This is a genomic window from Pseudomonas sp. B6002 (assembly GCF_013385985.1).
In the GTDB taxonomy this organism is placed as follows: Bacteria; Pseudomonadota; Gammaproteobacteria; order Pseudomonadales; family Pseudomonadaceae; genus Aquipseudomonas.
In genome coordinates this window covers 177,968-191,204 of record NZ_JACAOY010000006.1, presented here as the reverse complement: position 1 = coordinate 191,204, position 13,237 = coordinate 177,968, and the positions used below count along the sequence as shown (strand labels likewise).

Sequence of the window (13,237 nt, the reverse complement as noted above, 5' to 3'; positions counted from 1 at the left end):
TCCCACAGTTTGATCCGGTTTCAACCGCTGGATTGTGCAAGACCCCATAACAATAAAAAGAAGGTCAACATGGCCGAACCCTTGGCTCACGACACGCTCATCCAGGAATCCTGGCGCCGTTGCCGCGCCTTTGGCCTGGACCATCAGAGCACGCCCAGCTTCGACCAGCTGCCCGCCGAGGGCATCAGTCAATTGCTGGAAAGCCAGCATTCTTTGGTGCAGACCACCCATCAGGAGGTCCTGCCCTACTACGAAAACATCCTGAGCAACTCCAACTGCCTGATCATGCTGGCTGACAATCAGGGCCAGGTGCTGACCTCGTGGGGCACCCAGCGTTTTATCGAGCCCACGTTGGCCCGGGGTTTCAGCGCCGGCGCCAGCTGGCAGGAGCGTTCCAGCGGCACCAATGCCATCGGCACTGCGCTGGCGTGTGCCCAGGCGGTGCATATCGAGCACGACGAACACTTCCTGAAAGCCAACCGCTTCATGACCGGCTCGGCGGCGCCGATCTTCGATGCCCAGCGTGAAATCATCGCGGTGCTGGATGTGTCCAGCGACAGCTACCTACCGCCCTCCCACACCCTGGGCATGGTCAAGATGATGAGCCAGACCGTGGAGAACCGGCTGATCCTCAACCTGTTTCGCGGCGAGCATTTCCAGCTGACCTTCAACACCGGCCTGAACAACCTCGACAGCCAATGGGCTGGCCTGCTGATTTTTGATGAGAGCGGCCAGGTGCTGTCGGCCAACCGCCGCGCCGATAACCTGTTGGGCATCAGCTTGTCGCGGGTGATGGTCGACAGTTTGTTCAAGGTGTCGCTGCTGGAGCTGCTCAACCAACCGGAAGGCCTGCCGTTTTCGCTGCAGGCGGCGGGACGCAATCGGTTCCAGTGCTTATTGAAGCGACCCAAGCAGATGCCGGTGCAGGCGCGGGTGTTCAGCGCACCCAAGGCCAGTGAACCGGTGCCGGCAAAGCCCGCCGCGATTGGCCTCCAGACCTTGCACTTTGGCGATGTGCGGGTGGAGAAAGCCGTGCGCCAGGCAGAGCGCTTGCTGGAGAAGGATATTCCGCTGCTGATCCACGGTGAGACCGGCGTGGGCAAAGAGGTGTTTGTCAAAGCCCTGCACCAGGCCAGTTCGCGCAGCCGGCAGGCGTTTATCGCGGTGAATTGTGCGGCGATACCCGCAGAGCTGGTGGAGTCGGAGCTGTTCGGCTATGAAAAAGGCGCCTTCACCGGCGCCAATCAGAAAGGCAGCATTGGCCTGATCCGCAAAGCCGACAAAGGCACGCTGTTTCTCGATGAGATTGGCGATATGCCGCTGCCGACCCAGGCGCGCTTGCTGCGGGTGTTGCAGGAACGTTGCGTGCAACCGGTGGGCAGCAGCGAGTTGTTCCCGGTGGACTTGCGGATCATCTCCGCCACCAACCGCACGCTACGCGAATGGGTGCAGGCCGGGCGCTTTCGCGAAGACTTGTACTACCGCATTGGCGGCCTGACCCTGGAACTGCCGCCCCTGCGCGAACGCACCGACAAGCAGGCACTGTTCCAGCAACTGTGGCAGCAGCACCGCGAGGCGACCCAGTGGGCCGGGTTGAGTGCCGAAGTGCTGGCGTTATTCGAACAGCACCCGTGGCCCGGGAACCTGCGTCAGGTCAGCAGCGTGTTGCAGGTGGCGCTGGCCATGGCCGAGGACCAGCCGATACGCGCCGAGCATCTGCCGGATGACTTTTTTGTCGACTTGAACCAGGCGGCGCCGCTGCCCACCCAGGAAGCGCTGGATGACAGCCGTGACCTGTCACAGCGCTTGAAAGCGGCCGGCGGGAACATTTCCCACCTGGCGCGGGAACTGGGGGTGAGCCGCAACACCCTGTACAAGCGCCTGCGCCAACCCTAGCGCGGCTTGACCACCACCAGCAGGTCGGTGAAGTACTCCACTTGGATCGGCAAATTGTCGGCCAGTGTCGCCAGCGCAGCGGCCGTGTCATCGAGCTTGAACACGCCAGACACCCGCAGGTTCTGCAGGGCTTGCGGGTCGAAACGCACCAGGCCATGACGGTAGCTGGCCAGGGTTTGCAGCACCTCGCTCAAGGGCTGGTCGTTGACCTTGAGCAGGCCACGGGTCCATGCATCCGCGTCGCTGCTGCCGATGGCGCGTGGCGGCTGCGGCTGGCCGTGATCGAGCACCGAGCGTTGGCCGGCCGTCACCTTGACGCCCTCGCCCGTGTCACCTTTGACCGCCACGGTGGACTCGATCACCGTCACGACCGTGGTGCCATCCGCCGCGCGCTTGACCAGATAGCGCGTACCCAGTGCCGTCGCCGTGCCCTGGTCGGTGCGCACCACGAACGGCCGCTGCGCATCCTTGGCCACCTCCACCCACAGTTCGCCTTGCAGCAGTTCGATCAAGCGTTGGTGGCCGTCGAATTTGACGTCCACGGCCGAATTGCTGTTGAGCTGCAACTGGCTGCCATCTTCCAGGGCGATCTGGCGACGTTCGCCGACGCCGGTGCGTTGGTCGGCCATCCAGATAGGCGCCTGTTGCACACCCAGCCAGGCGCACAGCACGACACCGAGTACGCCCGCCACTTGGGCACCACGGGAACGCCGGGGGGCGAATGCGCGGTTCAACGCCCGCCGCGCGGGCTTGGCGGGCACAGTATCGAAGCTGCCCCACAGCGAGCGCATGCGCTCGATGGCGACGGCGTGGCGAGGGTCGGCCTGGCACCAGGTGTGGAAGGCGTGGCGGTCGGCGTCACTGACGTCTTCGTCGTGCAGGCGCGTCAGCCAATTCGCGGCTTGCTGGATGATCTGTTCGGAGCTCACGACAACGGGTCCGCCGCGTGCAGGCTGTGATAACAGTGCACCAGGGCACTGGAGATGTAGTTTTTGACGGTGCTGGAGGACACCTCCAGGCGTGTGGCGATCTCGCTGTAGGTCAGCCCGTCGAGACGACTGAGCAGGAAGGCCTCACGGGCCTTGGCGGGCAGGCCGGCGAGCAGTTCGGCGATGCGTTCCAGGGCTTGCAGCGCCAGGTGAATCGCGGCCGGGTCGGGCATGCCGGCGTCTTCGCACTGGATCACCAGGGCTTCCATGTAGGCTTTCTCGATACGCCGACGCCGCGCGCCGTCGATCAGCAGGCGCCCTGCCGTGGTGGCGAGAAAGGCGCGAGGTTCCTTGATGGTGTGGGGCTCGGCCAGCATCAATACACGGATGAAAGCATCGTGGGCCAGGTCGGCCGCGTGCTGGGAGCAACCGAGTTTTTTGCGCAGCCAGCCATGCAGCCAACCGTGGTGATCGACGTACATTGCCGCGAGGGTTTGCTGACGCGTGGGCGTACCCAGCGCGGCCGGAATGTCATGCATGCGCAAAAATTTCTCAAATAGGAAATATTACCAATTGCGCGAACAATGCCAGTAAAACAGAGAGGGAGCAAGAGCCTTTGTAACAACCTAAATACCTGTAGGAGCCGGCTTGCTGGCGATGGCGGTGTGCCAGTCACCCCATGAGGGACTGATACACCGCAATCGCCGGCAAGCCGGCTCCTACAGGGGATGGGGTGTTAGCGCCAGCTCCAGGAGACACCGGTGTAGATGCCCCGACCATCGGCTGGGGTCGACCGGGCAGCGTCCTGCCCTTTGTCGTCATAACCCGGCGTGACGGTGTTGGCGTAGCGCCGGTTGGTGAGGTTGCGCAAGTCGACCCAGGCTTGCCAGTCCTGTTTCGGCGCGTCGTAGCCGAAGGTCGCGCCGAGGGTGGTGTAGGCCGCCGCGTAGTAGGAATTGGCGTAGTCCACCGCCACCCGCGAGGCATGCTCGGTATTGAGGCTGGTGTAGAAACCGGTCGGGTGGCTGTAGCGCAACTGCGCCTGGTAGTAGTGCTTGGGAATGCCCGGCAAGGTGTTGTCGCCGAAGCGGTCGTCGTCGCGGTAGTGGAAATCGCTGTAGGTATAGGCTTGGCGCAGGGCCAGTTGGCCATTACGGCCGCCGTCCCAAAGCGGGCTGAGCAGGCCCAGTTCCACGCCTTGGTGCACGGTGGGGCTGGCGTTGGATTCGGCGACGATGGCGCTGCTGGTCTGGGTTTGGGCCTGGGTTTCGACGGTGAGCAGCTCATGGCGCACTTCGGAGCGGTACAGCGCCAGGTCCCACTGGCCGAAACGGTGCTCGCCACGGGCGCCGACCTCAAGGGTGGTTGCGGTCTGATTACGCAGGTTCACGCCTTCACGTTGCAAACCGGTGGCCGGGCCGCTGCTGGGGCCAAAGTATTTATTGGAACCCCAGATCATGGACCACGCATGCGGCGGCTCTACCGAGCGGCTGAGGTTGCCGTACATCTGCAGTTGCGGATTGAAGTCGTAACGCAGGCCGATGCGTGGCGCGTAGTCCCAGTTCTGCTGGCGTGTCGGCGTATGGGTATCCGGGTAGGTAACTTCGGTTTCGCGACGAGTGTAGATCGCCGCCAGGCCAGTGGTGAGCCACAGGTCCGGGACCAGCTCGAGGTCGTTGCCGATGTGCAGCACGGTGTCGGAGCCCAGGTAGCTGTAGTCGCGGGTCTTGGTGCCGGGGGCATAAATTGCGGTATTACCGGCCGGTGTGCGCACGTACTCCGACGCGCCGTTATTCGGCATCGCCTGGGTGGTGCGCAGGCCGACGGTAGTTTTGCTGTCGCGGCCGAACAGCGTGTCCTGGCGGATGTAGTTGAGGGTGCTGCTGATGTCGGTGTAGGCGACTTTCAGGCGATTGGTGCCTTCGCGCAGGTCCATCGGGTAGTCGTGGTACGCCAGCCCGACTTCGACGCGGGAGCTGTCGTCCAGCTGCAAGGTGGTCTTGTTGGCAATCCAGGTGGAGCCCGGCTGCAGGCGCTTGGAGTCACGCGCAGCGTTGAGGCTGTTGGCGGCCGTGGGGTCATGGCTGATCTGGTAGCGCATCAGTTTGCCGGGGCTGTCGTTGGTGGTCTCGCGGTAACGGAAATAGAAGCGTGTTTCCAGGTCCGGGTTGAAGCGATAGCCGAAGTTGGCCGCGATACCTTTACCCGTGCCGGCGCTCTGGTGCTGGTAGCCGTCGGACTGCGAGTCGGTAAGGCTGATGTAGTAATCGGCATCGCCCAGCACCTGGCCCGAACTGATCTCACGTTGGGCATACCCACGGCTGCCCGCCTCATAGCGCACTTGCAGCTTGGGCGCATCGTAGCCGGTGTGGGTGACGTAGTTGACCGAGCCGCCGAGGGCCAGCGCGCCCTGATCGAACCCGTTGGCGCCGCGCAGCACTTCGACGCGGCTTTGCCACAGCGGGTCCTTGAGTTCGTAAGGGGTGCCGCCCGGGCCGGTCAGCGGCAGGCCATCGAGCATTTCATACAAGCCCGACGCATGAGCACCCGGGCTGCGGTTGAGGCCCGAGCCGCGAATCGACAGCTTCACGCCTTCATTGTTCGCCGCCTTGGCGTACACCCCTGCCTGGTACTTGAATACATCTTCATTGGTGCTCACCCGGCCCTGCTGCACGCTGCTCATGTCGATGTAATTGGTACCGCCGGGCACGCTCCTGAGTTGTGCCTGGGCCACCTCGCCAGCGCTGGCTTCGCTGCTGGTGACTTCGACCGGGGCCAATTGCAGGTCTTCGGCGTGTACCAGCGAGCTGAATGTCAGGGCGGTCAACAGGGGCAAAGGGTGGCGCAACAGCATCAGGCAGGTCCTTGGGAATCGGGGGCAAAGAGGTGGGATGGCAGGCACGCCCGCCAGGTCACGCTTAATTAACGGACCAGAGCCTTCCCACAACAGCGTCGGACCTGATTTATTTTCTAAGTCCAAAATCGAATTAACACATGCAAACTCAGTATTTAAAGAAATAACACGCACGCATTACTGTGAAGCCATCGAGTCACCCACGCCCCCTGAGAACGCCCCCATGCAAACATCGGCCACCGTCATCGACTTCACGCTCCACCGTAAACGCCGCCAGGCGCGTGCTGCAGCCGAGTTGATGTGGGCGATGTACGCCGCACGTGCCGGGCTTGCGGTGTTCACCGCCCAGGCAGCGCCCTCCAGCGATACTCGCCGGGCGTAAGGCCGATGAATTTCCTGCACGTGCTGCCCGAACCACCCGAACCCCTGCCCAAACCGAATACCGACGACGATGTGATCAGCCTGTGCGTGGCGCACAACCTGCAACGCCTGCGGAGCAAGCGCCATTTGTCACTGGATGGGTTGGCGCGGGCCTGCGGGGTCAGCCGGGCGATGCTGGCGCAGATCGAGTCGGGCCGCAGCGTGCCGTCGATCAAAGTGCTATGCAAGATTGCCAAGGGTTTGAAGGTGTCGGTGGCAGCGTTCCTGGAAGACCGCGCCTTTGAAGGTGTTGAGGTCTTGCCAGCCCAACAGAGCAAGCGCCTGGTGAGTGCCGATGGCGCGTTTATCAGCCGTGCGCTGTTCCCCTACGATACGGCGCGCCAGTCTGAGTTTTACGAGATCCGCTTGCGCGCGCTGGGCGAAGAAGTATCCGAAGGGCATGGCCCAGGCATCCAGGAAAACCTGGTGGTGGCTCAGGGCGTGCTGGAAGTCAGCGTCAACGACGAGCGTTATCTGTTATCAACCGGCGATTCGATCCTGTTCTACGCCGACCAGCCCCACCGCTACCGCAACCCGGCCGACAGTGAAGCCGTGGCGTTCCTGGTGATTACCTATCCAGAGCGATTGGACTGACCCTGAATGCAAAAACGCCCCGAATGATCGGGGCGTTTTTTATTGTGCGGGACCTGTCAGCAGGTGCAGCACATCATCGGCATGCCGTTGCAGCTCATCATCATGGGCATGGCGCAGTCGTTCATCATTTTGTTCATGAGCATGCAGCAGTTTTTCATCATGTCCATGCTCATGCCGGGCATCGGCATCATTTTGCACATCATGCTGTCGGCCATCATGGTGCACTCCATCATGCACGTCATCATCGGCATCGACATGCCCATGGACATCATCGGCATCATCGGCATCATCGGCATCATCGGCATGTTCATGCCGGTCATCATTTTCATGGCGTCGGCCGACATGCCCATCATCGACATATTGGCGCACTGCATCATCATCGGCATGCCGCAGTTCATCATCATCGCCATCATTTCGGCGTTGGTCTTGAACTGAGCCATGTCCATACCGGCTGCTGGCTTCATGGTGCACATCATGGCGTCAGCGGCCATCTCGCACTTCATGGTGGCCATCATCATCGGCATGCCCATCATCGGCATCATGGGCATGGCGGTGTTCATCGGCATCTGCATTGCATTCATCATGTTCGAAACTCCGTAATCGACAGGAAATGGCTAAGTTCTGGCGCCGATTCTAGAGCCGCCAGACAGCGGCGCAAGACGACGGCAGAGCAGCGGCAAAGGCTGTTCGGGGGCAAGCTTAGTTGACCGAAACAGCCGTGCACGACGCGATAACATTTCTATCGACGCAATAACGAACGCAATCGCCGCTGAGTGCGCCTAAACGACGTTTTAGATATTCGAAACAGGTATTGCATCAGACCGGAAGGAAATAAACGATCTAACTGCCGCATAAAAAAACAATCAAACCTTGGATCAGAGCGTCTGCATCAACTCATCGGCCTCTGAACCTTGTGGAAACCTGAAGCCGTACATCTCATCACACGCCAGAATATCGGCCAAGGCTTCGCGAAGCTGCACTTCTGTTTGCGGATCACGCAGCAGCTTAGTGGCCGATAGCAAGACCTCTGCAGGAGCACCCTGGGCGCTCGCGGCCTCGATCACCGCAAACAGGATAAATCGCAGGCGAATTTCGCGATCAGTGGGCCAAACGGTTTTTTGCTTACCCAAGGTAGGCACTCATTTTTAAGGAAAGTCCGAGGCTATGGCCCACCGATGGGTGTTTCAAGCCAGTGGATACAAGATAGGCCGCCTCCTACAAATGAAAGGGAAACGGCGCACTGGATGTCACATCATTAAACGCCCAGACCCGATGTATCACCCGCCACTACTGCACTGGCAGGAAATTCATCAGCAACAGGCTTTGCGCGTAGTTAAGGCCGATGCGTCGGTAGCGCTCATCGAGCATTTGGGTCAGCAGGTCGAGGCGCGCAACGATCTTGCCGAATTCCACCGCAAAACTGAGGTTGCTGCCCTCCTCCGAGATCTCGTTGGAGAACAGCAACAGCGCGCCGTTGGCATCCTGGCGCTGGCTGAGCAACCAGGTGGCTTTCTCGATATTGCGCGCGGCATTGCTGACAAATTGCGGGTTGATCGAATCGGTCATGTAGAACTCGGTGCGCCCGCCGTGGGCGGTCACCAGCATGCTGCCGATCGCGTAGATGAACGCGCCGACCCGGTCGCCGTGAAACTCGGGGCTCAGGGAATAGCTCAGGGCTGCAAGGTCGCGGCGCTCGCCCAGCGCAGGCAATGGACGGCGGTTCTCGATGGCCATGCGTATTTCCCGCGCGGCGCTCACCGCATCCGGGTAACCCGACTGCCGCCATTGGCTGGGGTTGCGCAGGTAGAGCTTGTTCATCAGCAGGTAGAGGCTTTGCAGGTTGTCACGCATGCCCAGGGTGGCCATACGGTCGACGCTGGTCTGGAAGAATTCATCGGGCTTGCCATTGCTGAACTGCTTGGCGATATCGCGGCTTTGTTGCTGGGTACAGCCGCTGCCACACAGCATGAGCAGGCTCGCCAATAGCAATGGCCAGTGCATACGTCGACGTGTAAAAAGCGTTAATGTTCGATCCATCGGCACCCGATCTGATTCTTCTCGCCACACACGGAATGAGCGTGGCCGGGACAGAGATAGAGCCGAAGAATGTAAAAAAGTGCGATGAGGGAGCCGATTGCTGAAGAATCTCACATGCATCGCAGCCATTGCCCAGCCTTCGCAACGAGTGCGAGGCCTTGGCGCTGGGAATCATGCGTCGACCACCGAACACCGCCCCTCAAAGCGGGCCCGCTCAATTTTGTAGAAGCAGTTCTCCTGCGTGCCATTCGCCAGTTGCTTGATTGAGGTGTGCGAAAACTGCCCGCCGATTGTCTCCATGGCCCGCTGTAAACGGATGTTCTGCCCCGCGACGTGAAACCAGACGGTATCGACCCATTGGAATGCATGCCTGAGCATTAATCGCTTGAGTTCGCCATTGGTGCCACCGCCCCATTCGGCAGACGGTGGAAACAGGTCCGCCTTCGGATTGGACGCTTTTGTCCGACCCAACTTCCTGCAGCCCCCACCCAATGCCAGAAGGCAATCAACGCAGCACCCAATCTAAGAATTGCCTGATTTTTTCAGGTGTACGCGATCAATACGATAGGCGTCCACCCTGATACCCATCATGGCAATAAACCACATGTGCTTTTTTAAAAAACAACGCTGGCTGCGCTCTGTGCTGACTGTCGCAGCCACCCTCATCTTTGCCAATTCAACGAGTGCATACGCTGCGGATTGTTATTTCACGCAAGGGCAGGCGTTCACCGCTAACTACGCCAGCGCCCCGGTTGCCTTGACCGTGCCCCGCGATGCTCCCGTAGGCACCGTGGTTTACGAGGAATCAATCACCGCTCCGTCGCAGGGTTTTAATTGCCCTAGGTCGTCTCCCTTTATTTTCGCCCTGGCTCCCAAGTTTGGCAGCGTTACGACAGGCAATGTCTTTCCCCTGGGTAAAACAGGGCTGTCACTCAAAGTAAAAAACTCAGTGAATGGTTACTTAAACGTTGATAGGTTGCTTAATGGCTCTTATTTGGATGTCGCGAGAAGCTACACGATAGAGATTATTAAATCGAGTGAGCTCTCGTCGCAAAATGAGGTTCCCGCAGGAAACCTGGGGGCGCACCGCTATGGAGATCTTGACCTGGTTAAAATCAACCTGGTCAACCCCATTATCCTGAACGCGGCTTCCTGCCAGACCCCTGATGTATCCGTTCAAATGGGGGACGATTATTACCTGCATGAGTTCAGCAATGCCGGTGACGCACCTCACACGGTGAAATTCAACATCGGCCTTAGCCAATGCCAGTCAGGCATTCAAAAAGTCACCTACTCCCTCAAAGCCAATACTCAAGTCATTGATCAGCAGCAGGGCGTCGTGGCGTTGAACGCCAGCTCAACGGCAAAAGGCATCGGCTTGAAACTGATGGACGACGCCGGTCAACCAATTGCACTGGGCACCACCTACCCGTTCAATGGCTTCAATACCACGGGTACAAGCTTCAACATTCCTCTATCAGCGGCTTATTACCGTCTGGCGGGAAGCGAGCTGAGCGCCGGAACGGCGAACACTTCAGTCACTTTTATAATGAGTTACCTGTAAACGGTGGGAACGTAAGAGGCCCCACGCTGCTCACCCGAGGATGATCACGCATAAAAAAATCCCGCAGGCCTTTGACTTGCGGGATTTTTTTGATGTTAAGAGCGCGCCCAGGGAGTCGAGCCCACTTGCTGAACATCGCGTCATGCGGGCAAAAGATGCTCGCTAACGTGGAGTCATTATTTGGCTTGACGGAGCACCAGCTCCGACAGGCGGGTCTTAACCCGGAAGCAGAACTCACGAATTTGAAATTGATAAGCAGGCATAACCATGTAGTTCAAATCAGCACCGATGGAGTCTTTGATTTCCATGTATTTAGCCGTCTTGGCAGCAATGGCCTGGTACTGCGCCTCGTACTTATCGTAAGACGCCTTGCTGTAAATCTTTAAGACGTCCAGCTCTTTACGGCATTGCTCAGCGCGACTCTGGTTCAGGTTGGTGTCTGCTTCGTCCTGAGCGGCCTGCGAAGAGGCTGGGGCCTGCTGGGAGCTAACACTCAGGGGCGCAGGTGCGGCTTCATAGCGCACAGTGTAATCGTGGGGTGTCGACGGTGCGGCTTCAGGCGGCGCTGCCTGGACGACGGCAGGTGGTGGAGCCACTTTAGGTTGTTCTGGAGTTTTCGTAGCGCAACCCGAGAGGGCAAGTCCGACCACTACTGCGATGCCACACATTTTATCCATCGGTTCCACCAAAAAGTAATTACGGTTGGCTGAGTCGTTAGGTTCTAGGTAAAAGTAGTCGCTCACTCAATGATCGAGTGTAATTTTTTCTACCAGCCTCAAGGCGCTCAGCCTCTCTTCCTTGAGCGCACAGATGACGGATAATAGTAAAAAAACAAGGAGATGACGAGTAAAAGCTCATCAGAAAAGTCACAAGCCTCGTAGGACATTTACCGTGAGCCCGGCCGATGCAAGGAGTGAAAATTGCTTCCTGAACTGAACCTCTACACGGTGCGCGCCAAACGCATCGCTAAGATACGTGCAAAAGTAGGCCTTTACTTCGTTGCGGCGCTGTCCTTTCTCGCCGGCATGACAGACGCTATTGGCTTCACGGCCACGGGTGATTTTGTTTCTTTCATGAGCGGAAATACCACTCGACTCGCCGTTTCAATCGGGGCGCATGATGACTCCACTGCGCTCGGCATCACGGCTTTGATCCTGACCTTCATCCTCGGCAACGCACTGGGCGCAATCGTCGCCCGCATCGTTGGCCGGCGTTCCTGGCCATTGCTGTTTTGCGTAGGCGCCCTGCTCTGCCTGGCCACGGTCATGCCGACGCCATTTCTCGCGCTTGTGTGCGCGGTGCTGTCCATGGGCATGATCAATGCCGTGGTCGAGGAGATAAATGGACTTCCAATCGGGCTGACCTACGTCACCGGCGCGCTATCACGCTTTGGACGCGGCCTTGGGCGTTGGTTGCTGGGTGAACGCAAGCACGGGTGGAGGGTTCAGCTTATACCGTGGGCCGGCATGCTGATGGGGGCAGTGGCGGGTGCGTTGCTTGAGCGTGAACTGGGCTTGTTTGCGTTCACCGTCGATGGTGCGTTGGCGATTGGCCTGGCGTGTGCTTCGCTCATGATTCCTCCGCGCTGGCAGAGGGCTTATATGCCGGGGTAGTGCTTTCAGGCGTATGAACGAGAGGGAGTTGATCGTGAAACCGACCTTCTGACATGGAGGCCACCCCCCAAAAACACAAAAGCCCCGCATTCGCGGGGCTTTCGTTTGAATCTTCGGGAAACCAGGGATTCGAACCCTGGAGACGCTATTAACGTCCGCCGGTTTTCAAGACCGCTATGCAAAATCAAGCGGGCTGGTGCCTTGAAGGTCGCTGGCGTTCCTTTACTTGCAGCTACCAACCAAGCTACAGGCCGCATTCTGCAAGGGGTGCGGTTTTGGTTTGGGAACTGTTTTTGCCCCTCCCCCGGCGTCCTGCCGACCGAACACAATCCACCAATAGCCCGCGACTCGTGAGACAAATCATATGGCCGCGTTCGTCCCAATACGGACAGTGGGTTTAGAGCTCAAACGCAGGACCGCTCATCCTGTTGATTGGCACCCGTACTCACCCCATTCTAGCTCTGCGTAAGATATTTGGTCCTGTTCGGAGAAGTCTCCGGTCGACGCAACAGATTGGCTAAATCGTTCAGCAGTGTTCGTAAATCTAGTGTTTTTCGAGGGCGATCAACCCGGCGCAAGTCAGCAGGCGACCAGTACCGGCGAGGCACAAGGTACGGTAGCCGTAGCGCGTGGAGTTGCTCACGGACAACAGGTTATTCGGGCCGGGTGCCACATTCCGGGTGAAGGAGGCGGGGACGAAAAGGGAGAGAGTGGCGAGGTACATCTGAACTTCGGTATCGATTGGGCAGAGGTGGCCACGAGGATAAGAAATCGGCAAGCGCTTTAACAACTGACGAGTTCAAGTGTGCGGGTCCGGCGTCGATGAAGAGCGGCTGGTCCCGCGTGATTCGGAGATCAATGCTTTATGGCATCACACTCGTTACGCAAGTTGCTGTCTTGAATGTTGCCGCAGCTTTGACCGTTGACTTTGGCATTGCAGTAAGCGCGCTGATCGTTGTCACTGATGTTGCCGCAGCTTTGGCCATTCATTTCCGCCGAGCAACTGGCCCGAAGGTTGTTGTCCCGGATATTGCCGCAGCTTTGACCGTTGACTTTGGCATTGCAGTAAGCGCGTTGATCGTTGTCACTGATGTTGCCGCAGCTTTGCCCGTTCATTTCCGCCGAGCAACTGGCCCTAAGGTCGTTGTCCCGGATATTGCCGCAGCTTTGGCCATTGGTTTTGGCCTCGCAATAAGCGCGTTGATCGCTGTCACTGATGTTGCCGCAACCAGCATGAGCGTAGGTACTCAACATCAATAACATCGCAATGATGGCTCTCATCACTCTCTCCATGGGGTGTCAGGAAATAGCCTGACGCTGACTGATCCAA

General features: G+C 58.9%; 14 protein-coding genes and 1 pseudogene. 6 read left to right on the top strand and 9 right to left on the bottom strand.

Annotation, left to right across the window (positions count from 1 at the left end; translation table 11 throughout):
- The first annotated feature begins 69 nt into the window (after window positions 1-69).
- Window positions 70-1,896: a sigma-54-dependent Fis family transcriptional regulator gene (locus tag HX792_RS08160; RefSeq protein WP_176995583.1), complete on the top strand. Its 1,827-nt coding sequence runs from the start codon at window positions 70-72 to the stop codon at window positions 1,894-1,896.
- Here the strand turns inward: HX792_RS08160 and HX792_RS08155 are convergent.
- From HX792_RS08155 to HX792_RS08145, 3 genes are all read right to left on the bottom strand, one after another.
- Window positions 1,893-2,825 (bottom strand): FecR family protein, encoded by a 933-nt coding sequence (locus tag HX792_RS08155; protein WP_176995582.1) that lies wholly within the window; start codon window positions 2,823-2,825, stop codon window positions 1,893-1,895. The two genes, HX792_RS08160 and HX792_RS08155, sit on opposite strands and share 4 nt — an antisense overlap.
- On the bottom strand, window positions 2,822-3,364 hold the full coding sequence (locus tag HX792_RS08150) for a sigma-70 family RNA polymerase sigma factor (RefSeq protein ID WP_176995581.1): 543 nt from the start codon (window positions 3,362-3,364) through the stop codon (window positions 2,822-2,824). The genes HX792_RS08155 and HX792_RS08150 overlap by 4 nt, the downstream gene beginning before the upstream one ends.
- A 197-nt stretch (window positions 3,365-3,561) precedes the next feature.
- On the bottom strand, window positions 3,562-5,679 hold the full coding sequence (locus HX792_RS08145) for a TonB-dependent receptor domain-containing protein (protein ID WP_176995580.1): 2,118 nt from the start codon (window positions 5,677-5,679) through the stop codon (window positions 3,562-3,564).
- Between the two features lie 223 nt (window positions 5,680-5,902).
- Here HX792_RS08145 and HX792_RS08140 point away from each other — a divergent pair, with 223 nt between their 5' ends.
- Window positions 5,903-6,061, top strand: coding sequence for a hypothetical protein (locus HX792_RS08140; protein WP_176995579.1), 159 nt, complete (start codon window positions 5,903-5,905; stop codon window positions 6,059-6,061).
- 5 nt (window positions 6,062-6,066) lie between these two features.
- Window positions 6,067-6,693 carry a helix-turn-helix domain-containing protein gene (locus tag HX792_RS08135; protein ID WP_176995578.1) on the top strand — a complete coding sequence of 209 codons (627 nt, stop codon included), beginning with the start codon at window positions 6,067-6,069 and terminating at the stop codon, window positions 6,691-6,693.
- A 56-nt stretch (window positions 6,694-6,749) separates the two neighbouring features.
- Here HX792_RS08135 and HX792_RS30340 read toward each other — a convergent pair whose 3' ends face one another.
- The 4 genes from HX792_RS30340 to HX792_RS08115 form a co-directional block, all read right to left on the bottom strand.
- A complete protein-coding gene (locus tag HX792_RS30340; protein WP_256349823.1) occupies window positions 6,750-7,277 on the bottom strand; it encodes a hypothetical protein in 528 nt (175 codons plus the stop codon).
- A 291-nt stretch (window positions 7,278-7,568) separates the two neighbouring features.
- Window positions 7,569-7,823, bottom strand: coding sequence for a hypothetical protein (locus HX792_RS08125; protein ID WP_176995577.1), 255 nt, complete (start codon window positions 7,821-7,823; stop codon window positions 7,569-7,571).
- A 157-nt stretch (window positions 7,824-7,980) separates the two neighbouring features.
- The gene (locus tag HX792_RS08120; protein ID WP_176995576.1) at window positions 7,981-8,730 is read right to left on the bottom strand and encodes a hypothetical protein; all 750 of its coding nucleotides are present in this window, start codon (window positions 8,728-8,730) and stop codon (window positions 7,981-7,983) included.
- 171 nt (window positions 8,731-8,901) lie between these two features.
- A complete protein-coding gene (locus HX792_RS08115; RefSeq protein WP_176995575.1) occupies window positions 8,902-9,201 on the bottom strand; it encodes a hypothetical protein in 300 nt (99 codons plus the stop codon).
- Between the two features lie 118 nt (window positions 9,202-9,319).
- Between HX792_RS08115 and HX792_RS30335 the strand changes: the two genes are divergently transcribed.
- Window positions 9,320-10,294, top strand: a complete 975-nt coding sequence (locus HX792_RS30335) for a fimbrial protein (protein ID WP_256349822.1) — start codon at window positions 9,320-9,322, stop codon at window positions 10,292-10,294.
- A gap of 176 nt (window positions 10,295-10,470) precedes the next feature.
- Here the strand turns inward: HX792_RS30335 and HX792_RS30330 are convergent, their stop codons facing one another.
- On the bottom strand, window positions 10,471-11,037 hold the full coding sequence (locus tag HX792_RS30330) for a hypothetical protein (RefSeq protein WP_256349821.1): 567 nt from the start codon (window positions 11,035-11,037) through the stop codon (window positions 10,471-10,473).
- 177 nt (window positions 11,038-11,214) lie between these two features.
- Here HX792_RS30330 and HX792_RS08100 point away from each other — a divergent pair, with 177 nt between their 5' ends.
- On the top strand, window positions 11,215-11,907 hold the full coding sequence (locus tag HX792_RS08100; RefSeq protein WP_176995574.1) for a YoaK family protein: 693 nt from the start codon (window positions 11,215-11,217) through the stop codon (window positions 11,905-11,907).
- Between the two features lie 556 nt (window positions 11,908-12,463).
- Here the strand turns inward: HX792_RS08100 and HX792_RS08095 are convergent.
- Window positions 12,464-12,631: pseudogene (locus HX792_RS08095) on the bottom strand (LysE family translocator); the annotation flags it as partial.
- A gap of 134 nt (window positions 12,632-12,765) precedes the next feature.
- Between HX792_RS08095 and HX792_RS30570 the strand changes: the two are divergent.
- The gene (locus HX792_RS30570) at window positions 12,766-13,167 is read left to right on the top strand and encodes a hypothetical protein (RefSeq protein ID WP_176995573.1); all 402 of its coding nucleotides are present in this window, start codon (window positions 12,766-12,768) and stop codon (window positions 13,165-13,167) included.
- Window positions 13,168-13,237: the final 70 nt, after the last annotated feature.